Origin of the sequence: Mesorhizobium sp. (assembly GCF_005063415.1) — a bacterium.
Classification (GTDB): Bacteria; Pseudomonadota; Alphaproteobacteria; order Rhizobiales; family Rhizobiaceae; genus Mesorhizobium.
Genome location: NZ_SUEG01000102.1, coordinates 1 through 19,297, shown reverse-complemented (window position 1 = coordinate 19,297; position 19,297 = coordinate 1). Strand labels below are relative to the sequence as shown.

The following is a 19,297-nucleotide window of genomic DNA, read 5'->3' as shown; positions in this document are numbered from 1 at the left end:
GGGAAACCCAGCTTCACCTGTGTTTCTGCGACGCGGAGGTCGCAAGCCGCCGCCAGTTCCAGCCCACCACCCAGCGCATGGCCGGCAAGCACGGCGATCGTCGGCTGCCGCAGTCGCGCCAGCCGGTCGAAGACGCGATGCCCGTAGCGCACCCAGTGCACCTGGAAATCGGCAGCGCTCATTTCTGCCCATGCTTCGACATCGCCGCCGGCGCAAAAGCCCTTGCCTTCGCCGCAGATCAGCACGACGCGGACGCCGTCCGCCGCCTCGGCGTCGTCGAGTGCTGCTTCCAGCGCCCGCAGCATCGGAATGTCGAGGGCGTTGAATTTCTCCGGCCGGCGCAACGTGACAATGCCGATGGCGCCGTCGGTTTCAAAGGTGACCAGACGCTCAGCCATGTGCGCCTCCAAGCGACGCGCCGCCATTGAGCGACAGGCCGATCGGTCGGTCGTGGTAGAGCGCGTCCGGCGTGATTTTCAGGTCGTTGGCGACGGCAAGCGGGACCTCGGCCTGGGCCAGCACATCGCGCTCGAGGTCGATGCCCGGCGCCAGTTCGGTCACCATCAGCCCTGCCGGCATCAGCTTCATCACGCAGCGCTCGGTGACATAGGTGATGTCCTGCCCTTGCGCGACGGCTCGCTTGCCCGAGAAGGAGATATGCTCGACCTCGCCGACGACTTTCTTGACCTTGCCCTCCTGGTCGATGCGGATGCCGCCGTCAGCAAGCGACAGCTTGGCGCCGGCGTTGAAGAAACCCGAAAAGACGATCTTCTTCGCCCGCGCGGTGATGTCGACGAAGCCGCCGGCGCCGGCAGTGACATGCGGCCGCGCCGAAAGCTTCGACACGTTGACAGAGCCATGGCGGTCGATCTGCAGGAAGGACAGCAGCGAGGCGTCGAAGCCGCCAGCCTGGAAATAGATGAACTGGTGCGGCGAGGGCATGAAGGCGTCGGCGTTCGACGAGCAGCCGAACTTGAAATCAAGCAGCGGCACGCCGCCGACCGCGCCCTGTTCGATGACCCAGGTGACCTTGCCGTGCTGGCCTTCCTCGAGCAGGATGCGCGGCACATTGGCCGAGATGCCGAAGCCGATATTGACCGCCATGCCGTCGGCAAGCTCCATGGCGACGCGGCGGGCAATGACCTTCTGCACGTTCATCTCGGCGTTGCGGAAGCTCGACAGCGGCCGGAAGATCTCGCCGGAGATGGCCGCATCGTAGGGCGTCAGCGTCGTCTGCAACTGGTCGGGCGCCACGACGATATGATCGACCAGCACGCCAGGCACACGCACATCGTGCGGCTTCAGCGTGCCGTTCTCGACGACGCGCTTGACCTGCGCGATGACGATGCCGCCATTGTTGCGGGCGGCCAACGCCTGTTCGAGGCCGCCGAGATAGGCGCCTTCATGCTCATAGGTGAGGTTGCCGCGCTCGTCGGCGGTGGTGGCGCGGATGATCGCGACCTGCGGCACGATCGAGCGAAAATAGAGCCACTCCTCGCCGTCGAACTGCTGCACCGAAACGATCGGCTCGCTGGCGGCCGCGTTCATCGCGCAACCCTGATGGCGCGGGTCGGCGAAAGTGTCGAGCCCGACCTTGGTCAGCACGCCGGGGCGTTTGGCGGCGGCCTCGCGATGCATGTCGAACAGGATGCCGGACGGCACGTTGTAGGCGGCGACCGAATTGTCGCCAATCATCTTCCATATCTGCGGCGGTTCGGAAGATGACGGCCCGGATGGATAGGAGCCGCACAAAGTGCGCTTCAACAGGCCGGGCTTGGCTAAGTGATCGATGCCCTTGATGCCGTACATGTCACCGGCGGCGATCGGGTGCAGCGTCGTGATGTCCTTGGGATGGCCCTCGGCGTCGAAGCGCTCGCCGATGGCGGCAAGCACCGCATCCGGGCAGCCGAGGCCGCTCGACGACGACACGGAAACGACCATGCCATCCCTGATCAGGCCGGCAGCCTCAGTCGCGGAGACGAGCTTGCTCACGCTGCCCTCCCGAGCTTCGGGTCGATGGCAACGGCCTTGCCGGACTTGGCCGATTGCAATGCCGCCTCGGCTGCGGTCAGTGACCAGACGCCGTCCTCGCCGGTGGCGGAAGGCTGGCCCTCGCCACGGATCGCCGCGTGGAATTGGCGCAGCGAACGGGGATAGAGGTCTTCGCGATCGAAGCTCAATTCCTCCTCACCCTGTGCCGTGCGAAGCAACACCGAGCCGACCGGCTTCTGCGTCATCACGTCCCTGGCGATCAGCGAGCCTTCGCTGCCATGCACCTCGAAGCCGGTGCCGGCGAATTTTGTCGTGAAGCCCTCATGCGACTGGGCGATCACGCCCGATCTGAAGCGCCAGAGGCACATGGCGCCGTCTTCCAGTCCGCCGGCGGCCATCCCGGCCGATTGCGTGAAGGCCGAGATCTCGACTGGATCGTCGCCGAGCACGAAGCGCAGCGTATCGGCATCGTGGACGGTGATGTCGAGCACCACGCCGCCGCCGGCGTCCGGCCTGGTGACGCGCCAGCCCTGCAGGTTTTCCGGCAGATAGACAGAGTGGAAGACGCGCGCGGCGATCGGCCTGCCGATGCGGCCGGCAGCGATCGCTTCGCGCATCGCCCGATGCGAACCGGCATTGCGCAGATGGTGATTGGTGCCGAGCACGACGCCGGCGGCCCTGGCCGCCGCGACCATCTTGCGCGCGTCGGCGCTGGTCAGCGCCAGCGGTTTTTCGCAAAGCACATGCTTTCCCGCCTCGATGGCGGCGAGTGCCTGTTCGAGATGCAATTCGTTGGTGGTCGAGATGTAGACGGCGTCGATATCGGAGCCGAGCAATTCATCAAGCGTCGCGACCGCCGCCGGAATGCGGTTTTCCCGAGCATAGGCAGTGGCCCGCTCCGGGCTGGAGCTCATCACCGCGGCGATCTCGCCGTCCGGCTGCGCGCGGATGGCGCCGATCATGAACTGTCTTGCGATCGTACTGGCGCCGATCAGCCCCCAACTGACGGTCATGCCGCGTCTCCCATTCCTGCGCAGCCATGCTCCTTGCGATCGGGGCCGCAGCTTTCCCTGACCACGAGGTTGACGGCGCCGATATGATCCTCGGCGCGCGTGGTGCGCGATTGGATCATCTTCAGCACGACATGGGCGGCGCGCTCGCCGAGGCCGGCGGTGTTCACCGACACGCTGGTCAGCGCCGGCATATAGTGCTCGGCCTCGGCCACGTCGTCGAAGCCGACGACGGCAAAGTCCGCGCCGGGTTCCAGGCCGCGCTTGCGCAGCGCCAGCAAGACGCCGAAGGCGACCGCATCGTTGAAGCAAAGGGCTGCAGTCGGCGGCGCGGCCATGGCGAGCGCGGTTTCCAGGCAGGCAATGCCGCCCTTGCGGCTGGTTTCGCCCTCGAAGACCAGCCTGTCGGCCGGTGCGATGCCGAGCGCTTCACAGGCCTCGCGAAAGCCGCCCAGCCGCTCGTGATAGACGACAAGGTCGGACGAGCCGCCGAAGAAGGCCAATCGGCGATGGCCCTTGCCGATCAGATGGGCGGTGGCGAGATAGGCGCCGCGATGATTGTCGGGCGTGATCACCGGGATACGGCTTTCGGGAAGCCGGCGCATGACGAAGACGACCGGAACGCCTGCGGCCTCAACGCGGCGGAACGCGCCAGGCGTGGTACCGCGCGCCGGCGACACGACGAGCCCGGCGACACCCTGCTCCATCAGCGATTTCAGCACCTCTTCCTGGCGCACCGGGTTTTCAGCCGTATTGGCGATGAAAGGCACGACGCCGGCCGACTGGAAGACGCGCTCCATGCCGACCGCCAGTTCGGCGAAAAACGGATTGGTGAGATCGTTGATGACCATGCCGATGACGTTGGAATGGGCCTTGCGCAGATTGGCGGCACCGCGGTTGTAGACATAGCCGACGTCCTCGATCGCCTTGCGCACCTTCAGCGCGGTTTCGGGCCGGATCAGCCCGCTGCCTTGCAGCACCAGCGATACCGTCGATTTGGACACGCCCGCCTGACGGGCGATGTCGAGTATCGTTGCCTTAGCCCGGCTGGCCATCCAGATCTGTCCTCCCGGTGGTTTCTTATGCGATTTTTATTGGAACGATCTAATCCCTGCGGCGCATTTGAGTCAATCGCGTTTTTGCGAACCCGGGAAAAATGCGACTCATGGGGCGTAATCCTCCGACAAGTAGGGCTTTCCCCTGCTGCGATGCAGCAATTTTGAGCTGCGCGGGGCAGGGGACAAAATATCTTGATTTATTGGAACGTTCCATTTAATAGGCGCTGGGAAGGGAGAGAGCCATGGACATTACCTTGCCCGGGGAAGGCGGCGGCCGTGTCCGCTACCGGCTTGTCGGCCAGCCGGTGCAGCCTGTGGCCGGCGCGCGGTTCTCGCGCATCGCCTACGCCGCCGCCCATGTCGTCGCCGATCCCTTCGCCATGACCGATCCCTGGTCGACGCCCGCCGTCGACTGGGACAGGACGATCGCGTTTCGCCATCACCTCTGGCGGCTCGGCTTCCGTGTCGCCGAAGCCATGGACACCTCTCAGCGCGGCATGGGTTTCGACTGGGCAAATGCCAGGGAATTGATCCGCCGCTCCATTATCGAGGCGCGCAGCGTCGAGGGCGCCGATCTCGCGTCAGGCGCCGGCACCGACCATCTGGCGCCGGGGGCCGCCAGCACGCTCGACGATGTCATCGCGGCCTATGAAGAGCAGCTCGGCTTCATCGAAGGGCTTGGCGGCAAGTCGATCATGATGGCCAGCCGGGCGCTGGCGGCGATCGCCAAAGGCCCCGACGATTATATCTGCGTCTACGATCGCATCCTGTCCCAGTCCTCCAGCAAGGTCATCCTGCACTGGCTGGGTGACATGTTCGACCCGGCGCTGAAAGGCTACTGGGGCAGCAGCGATTTCGAAACCGCGCTCGAGACGGTGATCGCGATCATCGAACGCCATGCCGGCAAGGTCGAAGGCATAAAAATATCGCTGCTCGACGCCGGCAAGGAGATCGCGCTCAGGGACCGGCTGCCCGACGGCGTGGTGATGTTCACCGGCGACGACTTCAACTACCCCGAACTGATCGCCGGCGACGGCGACAGACATTCGCACGCGCTGCTCGGCATTTTCGATGCCATCGCGCCGGTCGCCAATGCGGCGCTGGCAAAGCTGGCCGACGGCGACCGCGCCGGCTATGACGCGCTGATGGCGCCGACAGTGCCGCTGTCGCGCAAGATCTTCGAGGCGCCGACCGAATACTACAAGGCCGGCGTCGTCTTCATGGCATGGCTGAACGGCCACCAGGAGCATTTTTCTATGGTCGGCGGCATGCAGTCGGCGCGCGGCATCCGTCACTACGCCGATGTCTTTCGCCTTGCCGACCAGGCAGGGTTGCTGGCCGACCCGGAGCTCGCGATTGCCAGAATGACAAGCCTCGGCGCCGTAGCGGGCGTTTGATCGCAAGACGCTACAGCGTCCGGTCCAAAGCTTGGTCCGGGTGGCTTTGCGATTTGCCTTGTCTGGGCAAATCTGTATGCGGTATGCCTCCAGCAACAGAGAAGCCGATCCGGCGCTCCGCCGGCCAACTGGCAAGCTGCCGTTCTGCATTGGGGTAAGCTGATGACCTTCGACCTTCAGGGCAAGCGCGTTTTCGTGGCCGGACATCGCGGCATGGTCGGCTCGGCCATCCTGCGCCGATTGGCCGACGAGGATTGCGAGGTCCTGACCGCCTCGCGCGCCGAGCTCGATCTTCTCGACCAGGCCGGCGTGCGGCGCTGGATGGCCGACCGCAAGCCGAATGCGGTGGTCATGGCGGCGGCCAAGGTCGGCGGTATCCTGGCCAACAACAGGCTTCCGGTCGATTTTCTGCAGGACAACCTCGTCATGCAGAACAATGTCATCGACAGCGCCTTCCGCAACGAGGTGCAGAAGCTGCTGTTTCTCGGTTCATCCTGCATCTATCCCAAATTCGCGGCGCAGCCGATCTCCGAGGACGCCTTGCTGACCGGGCCGCTCGAACCCACCAACGAATGGTATGCAATCGCCAAGATCGCCGGGCTGAAACTGTGTCAGGCCTATCGGCGCCAATACGGTGTCGACTACATCTCGGCGATGCCGACCAATCTCTACGGTCCGGGCGACAATTTCGACCTCAATTCAAGCCATGTCGTGCCGGCTCTGATGCGCAAGGCGCACGAGGCCAGGCGCGCCGGCCGCAAGAGCCTGGAGGTGTGGGGATCGGGCACGCCGATGCGCGAATTCCTGCATGTCGACGACGCCGCCGACGCCCTGGTCTGGCTATTGAAGAATTATGCCGGCGACAGTCACATCAATGTCGGCTCTGGGGAAGACATCACCATTGCCGATCTTGCCCGCACCATCGTGTCGGTCGCCGGCGCCGATGCCGCGATCACATTCGATGCGACGAAGCCGGACGGCACGCCGCGCAAGCTGATGGACGTGTCGCGTCTGTTCGCCACCGGCTGGCGCCCACGCTATTCGCTGCGCAGCGGATTGGAACAGACCTATGCCTGGTTTTTGGAGCACGTCGAGACCGGTGATCTGCGCCTCGGCGCGGCCTGAGGCCGGTATTGGCGAGCTCGGGATCAGGACTGGATGAGGGCGAGAACGCCAGCCGATGAAAACACCGACGGCCAATTGAGGGATCATCTGGATGGTGGGCGTGACAGGGATTGAACCTGTGACCCCTGCAATGTCAATGCAGTGCTCTCCCGCTGAGCTACACGCCCATCCGAAGCCGCGCATACACCATTTTTGGTTCGGCACGTCAATAGCGGGAAAAGGGAAAGAATGGCTGGCTTGCCGGGCCGGTCAAGGCGCGAGAAAAAACGCGTCAGGCGGCCTGCAGCATCTTTTCGACCTCGTTGACGAGGTCGCGCAGGTGGAACGGCTTCGATAGAACCTTGGCGTCTTTCGGCGCCTTGGAATCAGGGTTCAGCGCGACGGCGGCGAAGCCGGTGATGAACATCACCTTGAGGTCGGGATCGATCTCGGTGGCGCGGCGGGCGAGCTCGATGCCATCCATCTCGGGCATGACGATGTCGGTCAAAAGCAGCGAAAAAGGTTCCTCGCGCAGCCGCTCATAGGCACTGGCGCCATTGTCGAAATCGCTGACCTGATAACCGGCGCGCTCCAGCGCCTTGACGAGGAACCGGCGCATGTCGTCGTCGTCTTCCGCCAGCAGAATGCGTGCCATCTTGTCCCGTCCGAATCACCCAACCGACAATGCCGTGCGGCAAGCCCGTTAACCATGCTGTATATGAGGAGGTGACGGTAAACATCAAGTGAACGTTGGGCGCACAATCCTGATTTGACTGGCACTTCGGCGGCTGGACATGCGGGCGGCGAGGTGGCACCTTCCTATCATGATGCATTGGTATTTCCGGGTTCGTTCAAATTGAAAACGGCAGCCGAGGATTTTTCGGTCGTTCCACCTTTCGAAATCCGATCGGGCGCCGAACAGCGCGTTCCCTTCCTCTTCAACTCGCCGCATAGCGGCCGCTACTATCCGGACCGGTTCATGGCGATGGCCAAACTGGACCGCAACGCCATCCGCCGCTCCGAGGACTGCTATGTCGAGGAATTGTTCGGCGGTGCCGTCGCGCTCGGGGCGCCGATGCTGGCGGCAAACTTCCCGCGCGCCTATCTCGACGTCAACCGGGAGCCGTGGGAACTCGACCCGCGCATGTTCGCCGAACCGGTGCCGTCCTTCTGCAACATCCGCTCGGCGCGGGTGGCCGGCGGGCTCGGCACCGTGCCCAAGCTGGTCGGCGAGGGGCTCGACATCTATTCCGGCCGCTTGCCACTGGCGGAAGCCGTGGCGCGCATCGAAGCGGTCTACAAACCCTATCACGAGACGCTGAAACGGCTGTTGACCGGAACCCATGCGCGTTTCGGCTACGCCGTGCTGATTGACTGCCACTCGATGCCGGCAAGCATAAGGGTCGGCGACAGCGGATTGCGTCCGGATTTCATCGTCGGCGATCGGTTCGGCATTTCCGCCGCGGCGGCGTTGACCGAGACGGCGATCGGCCTGCTCACCGGCATGGGCTACAGCGTCGCCCACAACAAGCCGTATGCCGGAGGCTTCATTACCGAGCATTATGGCCGCCCCGTGCGCCATCTGCATGCGCTGCAGATCGAGGTCAATCGCGGGCTCTACATGAATGAGCGGACGTTCCAGAGATCGGCAGATTTCGACGCCCTGGCCGGCGATCTGGCGCGGTTTTCGGCCGAACTGATGGCGATGCCCGATCACAATTTCATGGATCTGCCGCTGGCCGCCGAATAGCGCCGGAATCGCGGTACTCGCCGCTCATGCGGCAGCGTAAAAAAAGACCGCATCGTTTGCACGACACGGTCGAAGTCTAGGGAGGAAACGCCCAAGGAGGGCATGGACAGGAACCCCTGTCCGAGAACAAACGTATTGTGCGCTGCACAAATGTCAAGGCGCGTTCCGGCTTTTTAATTCACTGTGAAGTGGAAACTGCATTTCCATGACGGCGGCGTTGCATTCGAGCAACAGTTGGCACCGTGCGAAAGGCTCCGAACGCCCTTGTTTCGGCATAAATCCGTAGGCAAAGCGGCATCTCAAACATGCTGAAGCGGGAGAATCAGTTGGACATCAGCATCGAGTTCATGCGGCGCATTGCGCGTGCCGCCGCAGCCGAGACCTTGCCGCGCTTCCGCAACCAGGGCGCGGTCACCAACAAGGAGCGCGGCAGCTTCGACCCGGTCACCGAGGCCGACCGTGAGGCCGAGCGCGCCATCCGGGCGGTGATATCAGCGCAATACCCCGATCACGGCATTCTCGGCGAGGAGCACGGCAGCGAAAACATCTCCAGCCGGCATGTCTGGGTGATCGATCCGATCGATGGAACGCGCGCCTTCATTTCCGGCCTGCCGGTATGGGGAACACTGGTCGGGCTGACGGTCGACGGCGATGCCGTCGCCGGCATGATGTCGCAGCCCTTCACCGGCGAACTGTTCTACGCCAATGCTTCCGGCTCGCATTATGAAGGTCCGGGTGGCCCGCGAAAACTCACGACGCGCAAGACCACAAATCTCGCCGAAGCGACGCTGTTCACCACCACGCCGGCGCTGTTCAAGGGAGACGCCCGCCTGCGCTACGACCTGTTCGAGCAACAGGTCCAGCTCGCCCGCTACGGCACCGACTGCTATGCCTTCGCCATGGTGGCGGCGGGCAGCGTCGATATCGTCGCCGATCCTGGATTGAAGCCCTACGACATCGTGGCGCTGATTCCGATCATCGAGAAGGCGGGCGGCGTCGTCACCAGTTTCGAGGGCGGACCGGCGGAAAAGGGCGGCGACATCCTGGCGGCGGCGACACCGGAGCTGCACGCAGCGGCGATGGCGGCGCTGCGCGGCTGAGCATCCGGTGCACCCAAGCGTCTGTTTTTGCGCAAATCCGACGGAAACCGCGGTACGGTTCTAAATTAGCTGTCGGCACGCCAAGCCTCCGAGAGACGCAGGCCCCACAAAATGAGCACGAAAGAGATGAGGCCGGTCGGCGCGGACGAATACGCCACGCCTTTGATCACGGCTTCCTGAAAGGCGCTTCCGTGGAAGGCTCCGGCCGCCAACGGCATTGTCTCGTTGCCGGCCCCCCAGGCGCTGGCGATCACGTAGGCGGCCAGGATCGCCAAAGCCGAATAGATCAGCAGCCAGAACGCAATCCGCGACATCGCCGCGCCGAGATTGAGCCTAGACCATGTGAGGCCTAGCGCCAGCAAGAGAGCGCCCTCCAGGGCGCTGAGCGTGTGCGCGGACAGTCCGAGCCGCGGTGCGGCGAGGTACGGTATTGCGAACCCTTCGAATGACGAAAACAGCAGCAGCGCGACGCCAATCTGCAGTAGCCGATGCCCCTGACGTGACAGCGTGTTCGATGCGTTCATGGTCGTTTTTCTCCCGGCGAATGGCCTCCAACCTCTTTGGCAGCAACCTAGCGCTCGATGCCTGAACGGGAATAAGGGGGCGAGCTGTGCCGGGCAAGCGACCCGCGCGGGCTTTGTTGCCGGGTGCCGGCGAAGCGGTCAAACAGCGTCGCCGGTTCCTGGGATGAAGGCATCGAATGCCGCAAGCAGTTGCTCGCGATAGAGGTCGGCTTCCTGCAGGATCTCATGGCGGGCGCCGTCGATCATCACTAGCGAGCCCACGCGCAGATGCCTCGCATAGGCCTCGACTGCCCTGGTCGAGACGACCTGGTCGGCGCCGGCGGCGATCATCAGCAAGGGCACCTGGATCTTGGCCATGAAATCCGGGTCGCTGACGATCAAGGACGCCTCGGTGGCCGCCTTCAGCCAGCGGATCGTCGGTCCGCCGAGCGCCAGCTGCGGATAGGTTTCGTAGATCAGCGTGTTGCGCCGATAGCGCGCCGGGTCGCTGGTCAGCTTGTTTATGGCGAAGGGCACCGATTCCTTCGGCCGCGGACCCCATGCGGCATAGAGCCGGCCAAGGCCGAGAAGGCAGAACAGCGAACAGATGCGGCGAACGGTTTTTGCCGAAACAGGCAGGTCCGGCACGGTGAAGAACGGTGCGATCAGCACCATGCGGCGCACGCGGTTCGCCATCGAGGGCGCGGCGAGCAGCGCAATCACCGCGCCGGCCGAGTGGGCCAGTATGTAGTAGGGTCCTCGGCAATCGGGCAGCACGATCTCCTCGAAGAACTGCTCCAGATCGCCGGTGTAGTCGAAGAAGCTCTGGACGTAGCCGCGCTGGCGGTCGCCGATCATCCGGTCGGAAGCGCCCTGGCCGCGCCAGTCGAGGGTTGCCACGCCAAAGCCCCGGTCGGCAAGGTTGCGAATGGTCTCGAAATATTTCTCGATGCACTCGTTGCGGCCGGTCAGGACGACGACGGTGCCCTTCATCGGGCGGGCAACCGCGGCAAACAGCCCATAGCGGATCTTCTTGCCGTCGCGCGTGGTGAAGAAGCCGCCGGCCGCGTTTTCCGGCAGCGGATTGCCCGGAGTTTCGTGGAAGAGAGGGGGCTGGTGGAAAAGATCGGTCATACGGTGTTTGGTTGGTGTCGGTGCCGACGGGCGCAAATCAGGCATAAACGCCCATGCGCCAAAAGCAAAGGAATTCGGGACGTCGGGGAGGTCGACCCAGGCAGCGAACAAGAAAGGCCGGAAGCAGCCTTGGGCGTGCTTCCGGCCTCTGTCGACCGGGAGGAAGGGACGTTACACCCGGTTCGGCCTCGTCGTGTCGCCTTTTCCGGCGACCTGTTCGTGATCTCGAGAACAGTTTTAATGCCGCCTGGCTGAACGCTCGCCGAAGCCACGGTTCATCTGCCGTTCATCGGCATCGGGACGTGGGCCGGGACCGGTCCCGTTCGGACGCGAGAAAATCTTGAAATGCCGGCGTCCGCTTCCCAAATTTGTCATGCGGCCGCCAATGTCGGGGCCGCTGGCCCATCCGGAACGCCGTTACGGGTTTCGCACCGGCCATACGCAACCTTGTTGCTCAACAGGAGAACACACCATGCGTCACGTTGATTTTTCCCCGCTCTACCGTTCGACCGTCGGTTTTGACCGGCTGTTCACCATGCTCGATTCGCTTGCGCAGCCGGAAGGCCAGACGTACCCGCCTTACAACATCGAGCGCACGGGCGAGGATGCCTATCGCATCTCGATGGCTGTGGCCGGCTTCTCGGAAGATGAGATTTCGATCGAAGCTCACCGCAATGTGCTGACCGTCAAGGGTGAGCGCAAGGAGGAAGGCGATGGCGAAGGCTCCGAACTGCTCTATCGCGGTATCGCCAGCCGAGCCTTCGAGCGCCGCTTCCAGCTTGCCGATCACGTCGAGGTTGTCGGCGCCGCGCTGAAGAACGGCCTGCTCTTCGTCGACCTTAAGCGCAACATCCCCGAAGAGCTGAAGCCGCGCAAGATCGCGATCACCTCGGCTCCGGCCAAGGCCAAGCAGATCGAGGCCAAGACTGCCGCCTAAGCCAGGCAGCTAAACTCTCCCGGGACGCCAACTCCCCGGGAAGAAAGGGCGGTGCAGCAATGCGCCGCTCTTTTTGCTGGTGGGCAAGGCTTGCTATCCGGCGAGCAGGTAGCCGAAACGGTCGACCTCGTCGGGCGTGGTCGCGAAGCTGGTGACGAAGCGATAGAGCGCTTCGTCCTCGCCAATATGGCCGTCGTAGCCGAGCGGCCTGTGCCAGTCGTGGAAGGCCGCGCCTGCCGCTTGCATTCTTTCGGCCTCGGCCTTTTTCATGACCGCGAAGACCTCGTTCGCCTGCGGCAGCCAGGCCAGCCGGGCCGAAGGGGAATCTTCGATCGCCGCGGCAAGCCGTGCCGCCATCGCATTGGCGTGCCGTGCCGTGTCGAGCCATAGCCCACCCCTGAAATAGGCATCGAATTGCGCGGCGATGAAGCGCGATTTCGAGAACAGCTGGGCCGCGCGCTTGCGCAAAAAGGCCAATTCCTTGGCCCGCTCGAGGTCGAACAGCACGATCGCCTCGGCGCACCAACAGCCATTCTTGGTGCCGCCGAAGGAGAGGATGTCGACACCGTGCTTCCAGGTCATTTCGGCCGGCGTCGTTTCCAGCGCGACGAGCGCATTAGCAAAGCGGGCCCCGTCCATGTGCAGCGGCAGTCCAAACTGCTTTGCGATCGCCGAAATCCTGGCGATTTCGTTCAGCGTGTAGACGGTGCCGACCTCGGTCGACTGAGTGATCGAAACCGCCATCGGCCGCCCGGAATGGACGTTTTCGGGTGCGAAACGGTCCACCGCCCGTTCCAGATTGCCGGCATCGATCTTGCCGAGTGCGCCTTCGACTGTATAAAGCCGCGAACCGCCGGTGAAATATTCCGGTGCACCGCATTCGTCCTCGATGACGTGCGATTCGCGATGGCAGAAGGAAATGCCGCCTGGCTTGTTATAGGTAGTCAGCGACAGCGAATTGGCAGCGGTGCCGGTGGCGACGAAAAACACCGCGACTTCGCATTCGAAGATTTCGTTGAAGCGCTGGTAAACGGTCTTGTCGAGGACGCCATCGCCATAGGCGGTGGAGAAGCCGCCGGCATGGGCCGAGAGGCCGGCAGCGATACGGGAATGGGCGCCTGCCCAATTGTCGGAAGCGAAAATCATGCGTCTGCCTATGCTGGGGAAAATCGGTGCGAGCTTGGCCGCTTTCGCATGCCGGCCGCAAGGGGCAGATACCGAAAATCCGCTAAAGCCAGCGAAACGCATGAGTGTACATGCAGCGACTGAAGGTTACGCTGTCGCCGCGTTCCGCGCAATTTTCTGTCGCGAAAGCCCCAAGAATTTTGTGAATCGGTCTTGTGTGCATCCAAGATTTCTGTCATAAAAATTTAGGACAGTAGTGCTGTCTTATTTTGTCGCACAAAACTGGCCGCATTGGCATATGATTGCGCCTCTGCGGCCATTGCCGCGAGCGACAGCTAGACAGCCTGGCTCTGGCCTGTACGAATACCATATGCGAACGATGCGGAAAGCCGCACGGTCGGCAAGAATTTCGCAAGACGTGCCGCAAGATTGAAAGGGGAGCCACGCGCTTCCCGACGGAAACCAGCGCCCGAAGGGGACGGAACGGAGGACAGGACGATGACGGACATGACGCCATCTGCGACGAAGGCCGCGCAGACGAAAGCGGCAGCCGTCAAAAATCCGTCCCTGACCAATATTGGGCGAACCAGCACCGGCTATGCCGCGCACGGCCTCTATGATCCGCGCAACGAGCATGATGCCTGCGGCGTCGGCTTCATCGTCAACATGAAGGGCGTGAAGTCGCACCAGATCGTCGAGGACGGCCTTGCCGTGCTCGAAAACCTGACGCATCGCGGCGCCGTCGGCGCCGATCCGCTGATGGGCGACGGCGCCGGCGTGCTGGTGCAACTGCCGGACCGCTTCTTCCGCGAGGAGATGGCCAAGCAAGGGGTCGAATTGCCGAAGCCCGGCCACTATGCCGTCGGCCACGTGTTCATGCCGCGCGACCCGGAGCTGCAGGCGCATATCGAAGGCATCATCGCCGAGGTGGCGCAACTCGAGGGCCAGCCGCTGCTTGGCTTTCGCGACGTGCCGGTCGATAATTCGTTGCTGTCCAAGGCGCCCGACATCGCCGCTTCCGAGCCGGTGCACCGGCAGGTGTTCCTGGGCCGCGGCGCCGAGATCGAGAATGACGACGATTACGAGCGACGGCTCTACATCCTGCGCAAGGTCATTTCCGGCCGTATCCACGAGGAGACCAAAGGCGTCGACAACGGCTTCTATGTCGTCTCGATGTCGTCGCGGACCATCGTCTACAAGGGCATGTTCCTGGCCTATCAGGTCGGCGCTTACTACAAGGACCTCACCGACCCGCGTTTCGAGACGGCGCTGATCCTGGTCCACCAGCGCTTCTCGACCAATACGTTCCCGTCGTGGAAGCTGGCGCATCCCTACCGCATGGTCGCCCACAATGGCGAGATCAACACGCTGCGCGGCAACGTCAACTGGATGGCGGCACGGCAGGCCTCGGTCGATTCCGAACTGTTCGGCAACGACATCTCGAAGCTGTGGCCGATCTCGTACGAAGGGCAGTCGGACACCGCCTGCTTCGACAATGCGCTCGAATTCCTGACGCAGGGCGGCTATTCGCTCGCCCACGCCATGATGATGCTGATCCCGGAAGCCTGGGCCGGCAACAAGCTGATGGGTCAGGACCGCAAGGCCTTCTACGAGTATCACGCAGCGCTGATGGAGCCGTGGGACGGGCCGGCGGCGGTTGCCTTCACCGACGGCCGCCAGATCGGCGCCACGCTCGACCGCAACGGGCTGCGGCCGGCGCGCTACATCGTCACCGACGACGACCGCGTCATCATGGCTTCGGAAGCCGGCGTGCTGCCGGTGCCGGAGGAAAGGATCGTCAAGAAGTGGCGGCTGCAGCCCGGCCGCATGCTGCTGATCGACCTGGACAAGGGCCGTATCGTTTCCGACGAGGAGATCAAGTCGGAGATCGCGACCAGGCACCCCTACAAGAGCTGGCTCGCCAACACCCAGCTCATCCTCGAGGATCTGAACCCGGTCGAGCCGCGCGCCCTGCGCAGGGACGTCAGCCTGCTCGACCGCCAGCAGGCGTTCGGCTACACCCAGGAGGACACCAAGCTGTTGATGTCGCCGATGGCGACCACCGGCCAGGAAGCGGTCGGCTCGATGGGTACCGACACGCCGATTTCGGCAATGTCGGACAGATCGAAGCTGCTCTACACCTATTTCAAACAGAATTTCGCACAGGTCACCAATCCGCCGATCGACCCGATCCGCGAGGAACTGGTGATGAGCCTGGTATCCTTCATCGGGCCGCGGCCCAACATCTTCGATCTTGTCGGCAATTCGCGCCGCAAGCGGCTCGAAGTGCGCCAGCCGATCCTGACCAATGGCGATCTGGAGAAGCTGCGTTCGGTCGGTCACACCGAAGACCGTTTCGACACCAAGACGATCGACATCACTTATGCTTCGAATGAAGGCGCGGCCGGCATGCAGGGCGCGATCGACCGGCTGTGCGAGCGCGCCGAGGCGGCGGTCGCCGGCGGCTACAACATCATCATCCTGTCGGACCGTCAGCTCGGGCCGGACCGCATCGCCATTCCGGCGCTGCTGGCAACGGCGGCCGTGCATCATCATTTGATCCGCAAGGGATTGCGCACCTCGGTTGGGCTCGTCGTCGAATCCGGCGAGCCGCGCGAGGTGCACCATTTCTGCTGTCTCGCCGGCTACGGCGCCGAGGCGATCAATCCCTATCTCGCTTTCGACACGCTGCTCGACATGCACAAGCGTGGCGAATTGCCGGCGGAGGTTGATGCCTACGAAGTCGTCTCCCGCTACATCAAGTCGATCGGCAAGGGCATCCTCAAGGTGATGTCCAAGATGGGCATCTCGACCTACCAGTCCTATTGCGGCGCGCAGATCTTCGATGCCATCGGGCTGAAGTCGGACTTCGTGCAGAAGTACTTCACCGGCACGGCGACGCTGATCGAAGGCGTCGGGCTGGACGAGATCGCCGCCGAAACGGTCAGCCGCCACACCGACGGCTTCGGCAACGACCCGGTGCTGCGCAACAGCCTCGAGGTCGGCGGCGAATACATGTTCCGCATGCGCGGCGAGGCTCATATCTGGTCGCCCGACGCAGTGGCGACCTTGCAGCACGCCGTGCGCCAAGGCTCGTGGGAGACGTTCAAGGACTATTCCGCCCAGATCGACAGCGAGACGGCGCAGGCGCAGACCATTCGCGGCCTGTTCAAGATCAAGCTGGCGCAAGAGACCGGGCGCAAGAAGGTCAAGCTCGACGAGGTGATGCCGGCGGCCGATATCGTCAAGCGCTTCTCGACCGGGGCGATGTCCTTCGGCTCGATCTCGAGGGAAGCGCACACGACGCTGGCGCGCGCCATGAACGCCATCGGCGGCAAGTCGAACACCGGCGAGGGCGGCGAAGAGGCCGATCGCTATCTACCACTGCCGGGCGGCGGCAAGAACCCCGAACGCTCGGCAATCAAGCAGGTCGCCTCGGGACGCTTTGGCGTCACGGCGGAATATCTGGTCAATTCCGACATGATGCAGATCAAGGTCGCGCAGGGGGCGAAGCCCGGCGAGGGCGGCCAGCTGCCGGGCCACAAGGTAGATGCGACCATAGCCAAGGTCAGGCATTCGACGCCGGGCGTCGGCCTGATCTCGCCACCGCCGCATCATGACATCTATTCGATCGAGGATCTGGCGCAGCTCATCTACGATCTGAAGAACGTCAATCCGGCGGCCGACGTATCGGTCAAGCTGGTCTCGGAAGTCGGCGTCGGCACAGTTGCGGCCGGCGTTGCCAAGGCCCGTGCCGACCACATCACCATATCAGGCTATGACGGCGGCACCGGCGCCTCGCCGCTGACCTCGCTCAAGCATGCCGGCAGCCCGTGGGAAATGGGTCTTGCCGAGACGCACCAGACGCTGGTGCTCAACGGCCTCAGGTCGCGCGTCGCGCTGCAGGTCGATGGCGGCCTGCGCACCGGGCGTGACGTCATCATCGGCGCACTGCTCGGCGCCGACGAGTTCGGCTTCTCGACCGCGCCGTTGATCGCGGCCGGCTGCATCATGATGCGCAAGTGCCATCTCAACACCTGCCCGGTCGGCGTTGCGACACAAGACCCGGTGCTGCGAAAGCGCTTCAAGGGCACGCCCGAGCACGTCATCAACTTCTTCTTCTATGTGGCGGAAGAGGTGCGGGCGCTGCTTGCCGAGATGGGCCATACCCATCTCGACCAGATCATCGGCGACACCGACCTTCTGGAAAAGCGCGAGCTGATCCAGCACTGGAAGGCGCGCGGGCTCGACTTCAGCAAGATGTTCTACAAGCCTGATGCGCCGCACGAGGCGGTGCACTGGACCGAGCGGCAGAAGCATCCGATCGACGACGTGCTCGACCGCAAGCTGATCGAACTGGCAAAGCCGGCGCTCGAAGCCAGGCAGCCGGTCAGCATCGAACTGCCGATCCGCAACGTCGATCGTTCGACGGGCGCCATGCTGTCGGGCGAGGTGGCAAAGCGCTTCAAGCACAAGGGCCTGCGCGAGGACACGATCTCGGTCAAGCTCACCGGCACGGCCGGCCAGTCCTTTGGCGCCTTCCTGGCGCGTGGCGTCTCGTTCGAACTGGTGGGCGCTGCCAACGATTATGTCGGCAAGGGCCTGTCGGGCGGCCGCATTGTCATCCGTCCGCCGGAGAACACGAAAATCGTTGCTGCCGAGTCCATTATTGTCGGCAATACCGTGCTCTACGGCGCAACCGAGGGCGAGGCCTATTTCTGCGGCGTTGCCGGCGAGCGTTTTGCCGTGCGCAATTCGGGTGTCGCTGCGGTCGTTGAAGGCGTCGGCGACCATGGTTGCGAATACATGACCGGCGGTATCGTCGTCGTCATCGGCCAGACCGGCCGCAACTTCGCCGCCGGCATGTCGGGCGGCGTCGCCTATGTGCTCGACGAGGCGGGTGATTTCGCCGAACGCTGCAACATGGCGATGGTCGAGCTGGAGCCGGTTCCGGAAGAGGACGACCTGATGGAAAAGCTGCTCCACCATGGCGGCGATCTCGACCATAAGGGCCGTGTCGACGTATCCGGCGATATGACCAGCCACGACGAGGAGCGGCTCTACCAGCTGATCTCCAACCACGTCCACTACACGGGCTCGGTACGAGGTCGCGAAATCCTCGACGATTGGGCGACTTTCCGGCCGAAATTCCGGAAGATCATGCCGGTCGAATACCGCCGCGCGCTGATCGAGATGGAACGGATGCGCATGAACGTGGCGGCGGAATAGACTGGAAATTGCCGGGAGGCCATGCGTCCCGGCAACCATCTTCATCAGCAATCCTGACCTCGGACTGAAGGTTGCCACGGCTGCCTTATGAGGTTAACGGGTGCGTCGCCAGGCGTGCCTTCCGGACAGCAGGGACTGGACTATGGGCAAGGTAACAGGGTTTCTCGAGATCGACCGGCAGGTGCACAAGTACCAGCCGGCTTCCGACCGCATCCGGCATTTCCGCGAGTTCACGCTGCCGATGTCGGACAAGGAGGTCGAGAAACAGGCCGCGCGCTGCATGGATTGCGGCATCCCGTATTGCCATGGCCCGACCGGCTGCCCGATCCACAACCAGATCCCGGACTGGAACGACCTCGTCTACAATGGCGACTGGGATAACGCGATCCGCAACCTGCATTCGACCAACAATTTTCCGGAATTCACCGGCCGCATCTGTCCGGCACCTTGCGAGGAAGCCTGCACGCTGAATCTCGAGGACATTCCGGTCGCCATCAAGACGATCGAGCAGGCGATTGCCGACAAGGCTTATGAAACCGGCCATATCCGGCCCTATCCGCCGGAACGGAAGACCGGCAAGCGCGTCGCGGTCATCGGCTCGGGGCCGGCGGGAATGGCCGCTGCCCAGCAACTCGGTCGCGCCGGCCATGACGTTCACGTCTATGAGCGCGAGAGCCGGCCGGGCGGGCTGATGCGCTACGGCATCCCCGATTTCAAGATCGAGAAGCATTATATCGATCGGCGCATCGAGCAGATGCAGGGCGAAGGTGTCAGCTTCCATTGTGGCGTCAATGTCGGCGTCGACAAGCCGGTCGCCGAACTGCTCGCCGAATATGACGCGGTCCTCTATTGCGGCGGTTCCGAAACACCTCGTCCGGCCAACATCCCGGGCGACGATCTCGACGGCGTGCACGACGCCATGCCCTATCTGGTTCAGCAGAACAAGCGTATTGGCGGC

The 19,297-nt window shown here is 63.4% G+C and carries 15 protein-coding genes and 1 tRNA gene; 7 read left to right on the top strand and 9 right to left on the bottom strand.

The window, feature by feature from the left end; translation table 11 throughout:
• From E5W70_RS22800 to E5W70_RS22785, 4 genes are all read right to left on the bottom strand, one after another.
• Nucleotides 1–398 (bottom strand): enoyl-CoA hydratase/isomerase family protein (locus E5W70_RS22800; RefSeq protein WP_292662708.1); only part of this gene is annotated, 398 nt, incomplete at its 3' end.
• On the bottom strand, nt 391–1,992 hold the full coding sequence (locus E5W70_RS22795; RefSeq protein ID WP_292662705.1) for an acyl CoA:acetate/3-ketoacid CoA transferase: 1,602 nt from the start codon (nt 1,990–1,992) through the stop codon (nt 391–393). The genes E5W70_RS22800 and E5W70_RS22795, both read right to left, overlap by 8 nt.
• The gene (locus E5W70_RS22790; protein WP_292662703.1) at nt 1,989–3,005 is read right to left on the bottom strand and encodes a Gfo/Idh/MocA family oxidoreductase; all 1,017 of its coding nucleotides are present in this window, start codon (nt 3,003–3,005) and stop codon (nt 1,989–1,991) included. Before E5W70_RS22790 ends, E5W70_RS22795 begins: the two co-directional genes overlap by 4 nt.
• A complete protein-coding gene (locus E5W70_RS22785) occupies nt 3,002–4,057 on the bottom strand; it encodes a LacI family DNA-binding transcriptional regulator (RefSeq protein ID WP_292662700.1) in 1,056 nt (351 codons plus the stop codon). Before E5W70_RS22785 ends, E5W70_RS22790 begins: the two co-directional genes overlap by 4 nt.
• A gap of 245 nt (nt 4,058–4,302) precedes the next feature.
• On the opposite strand from E5W70_RS22785, the gene E5W70_RS22780 reads away from it, so the two are divergent.
• Both E5W70_RS22780 and E5W70_RS22775 read left to right on the top strand, forming a co-directional pair.
• Nucleotides 4,303–5,457: a dihydrodipicolinate synthase family protein gene (locus tag E5W70_RS22780; protein WP_292662698.1), complete on the top strand. Its 1,155-nt coding sequence runs from the start codon at nt 4,303–4,305 to the stop codon at nt 5,455–5,457.
• 162 nt (nt 5,458–5,619) lie between these two features.
• Nucleotides 5,620–6,582 (top strand): GDP-L-fucose synthase, encoded by a 963-nt coding sequence (locus E5W70_RS22775; RefSeq protein ID WP_292662695.1) that lies wholly within the window; start codon nt 5,620–5,622, stop codon nt 6,580–6,582.
• 92 nt (nt 6,583–6,674) lie between these two features.
• Here the strand turns inward: E5W70_RS22775 and E5W70_RS22770 are convergent.
• Together E5W70_RS22770 and cpdR are read right to left on the bottom strand one after the other, a co-directional pair.
• A tRNA-Val gene (locus tag E5W70_RS22770) sits at nt 6,675–6,749 on the bottom strand.
• A 104-nt stretch (nt 6,750–6,853) separates the two neighbouring features.
• Nucleotides 6,854–7,216 (bottom strand): cell cycle two-component system response regulator CpdR, encoded by a 363-nt coding sequence (gene cpdR / locus E5W70_RS22765; protein ID WP_006199474.1) that lies wholly within the window; start codon nt 7,214–7,216, stop codon nt 6,854–6,856.
• A gap of 153 nt (nt 7,217–7,369) precedes the next feature.
• Between cpdR and E5W70_RS22760 the strand changes: the two genes are divergently transcribed.
• Entirely contained in the window at nt 7,370–8,311 is a 942-nt protein-coding gene (locus E5W70_RS22760) for an N-formylglutamate amidohydrolase (protein WP_292662692.1), read from the top strand.
• Between the two features lie 326 nt (nt 8,312–8,637).
• A complete protein-coding gene (gene hisN, locus E5W70_RS22755) occupies nt 8,638–9,411 on the top strand; it encodes a histidinol-phosphatase (protein ID WP_292662689.1) in 774 nt (257 codons plus the stop codon).
• A gap of 65 nt (nt 9,412–9,476) precedes the next feature.
• Here the strand turns inward: hisN and E5W70_RS22750 are convergent, their stop codons facing one another.
• Together E5W70_RS22750 and E5W70_RS22745 are read right to left on the bottom strand one after the other, a co-directional pair.
• Nucleotides 9,477–9,935, bottom strand: a complete 459-nt coding sequence (locus E5W70_RS22750) for a hypothetical protein (RefSeq protein WP_292662686.1) — start codon at nt 9,933–9,935, stop codon at nt 9,477–9,479.
• 138 nt (nt 9,936–10,073) lie between these two features.
• Entirely contained in the window at nt 10,074–11,048 is a 975-nt protein-coding gene (locus E5W70_RS22745; protein ID WP_292662683.1) for an alpha/beta hydrolase, read from the bottom strand.
• A gap of 472 nt (nt 11,049–11,520) precedes the next feature.
• Here E5W70_RS22745 and E5W70_RS22740 point away from each other — a divergent pair, with 472 nt between their 5' ends.
• Nucleotides 11,521–11,985 carry an Hsp20 family protein gene (locus E5W70_RS22740; protein WP_292662680.1) on the top strand — a complete coding sequence of 155 codons (465 nt, stop codon included), beginning with the start codon at nt 11,521–11,523 and terminating at the stop codon, nt 11,983–11,985.
• 93 nt (nt 11,986–12,078) lie between these two features.
• On the opposite strand, the gene E5W70_RS22735 is transcribed toward E5W70_RS22740, so the two are convergent.
• A complete protein-coding gene (locus tag E5W70_RS22735; protein WP_292662676.1) occupies nt 12,079–13,131 on the bottom strand; it encodes a low specificity L-threonine aldolase in 1,053 nt (350 codons plus the stop codon).
• 477 nt (nt 13,132–13,608) lie between these two features.
• On the opposite strand from E5W70_RS22735, the gene gltB reads away from it, so the two are divergent.
• Both gltB and E5W70_RS22725 read left to right on the top strand, forming a co-directional pair.
• Nucleotides 13,609–18,339, top strand: coding sequence for a glutamate synthase large subunit (gltB, locus tag E5W70_RS22730; protein WP_292662674.1), 4,731 nt, complete (start codon nt 13,609–13,611; stop codon nt 18,337–18,339).
• 142 nt (nt 18,340–18,481) lie between these two features.
• Nucleotides 18,482–19,297 (top strand): glutamate synthase subunit beta (locus E5W70_RS22725; RefSeq protein WP_292662671.1); only part of this gene is annotated, 816 nt, incomplete at its 3' end.

Excerpts from the sequence above, each read along its gene's own strand:
- E5W70_RS22790 (WP_292662703.1), bottom strand. The coding sequence starts at position 3,005 with ATGACCGTCAGTTGGGGGCTGATCGGCGCCAGTACGATCGCAAGACAG.
- E5W70_RS22785 (WP_292662700.1), bottom strand. The coding sequence starts at position 4,057 with ATGGCCAGCCGGGCTAAGGCAACGATACTCGACATCGCCCGTCAGGCG.
- E5W70_RS22780 (WP_292662698.1), top strand. The coding sequence starts at position 4,303 with ATGGACATTACCTTGCCCGGGGAAGGCGGCGGCCGTGTCCGCTACCGG.
- E5W70_RS22775 (WP_292662695.1), top strand. The coding sequence starts at position 5,620 with ATGACCTTCGACCTTCAGGGCAAGCGCGTTTTCGTGGCCGGACATCGC.
- cpdR (WP_006199474.1), bottom strand. The coding sequence starts at position 7,216 with ATGGCACGCATTCTGCTGGCGGAAGACGACGACGACATGCGCCGGTTC.
- E5W70_RS22750 (WP_292662686.1), bottom strand. The coding sequence starts at position 9,935 with ATGAACGCATCGAACACGCTGTCACGTCAGGGGCATCGGCTACTGCAG.
- E5W70_RS22745 (WP_292662683.1), bottom strand. The coding sequence starts at position 11,048 with ATGACCGATCTTTTCCACCAGCCCCCTCTCTTCCACGAAACTCCGGGC.
- E5W70_RS22740 (WP_292662680.1), top strand. The coding sequence starts at position 11,521 with ATGCGTCACGTTGATTTTTCCCCGCTCTACCGTTCGACCGTCGGTTTT.
- E5W70_RS22735 (WP_292662676.1), bottom strand. The coding sequence starts at position 13,131 with ATGATTTTCGCTTCCGACAATTGGGCAGGCGCCCATTCCCGTATCGCT.
- gltB (WP_292662674.1), top strand. The coding sequence starts at position 13,609 with ATGACGGACATGACGCCATCTGCGACGAAGGCCGCGCAGACGAAAGCG.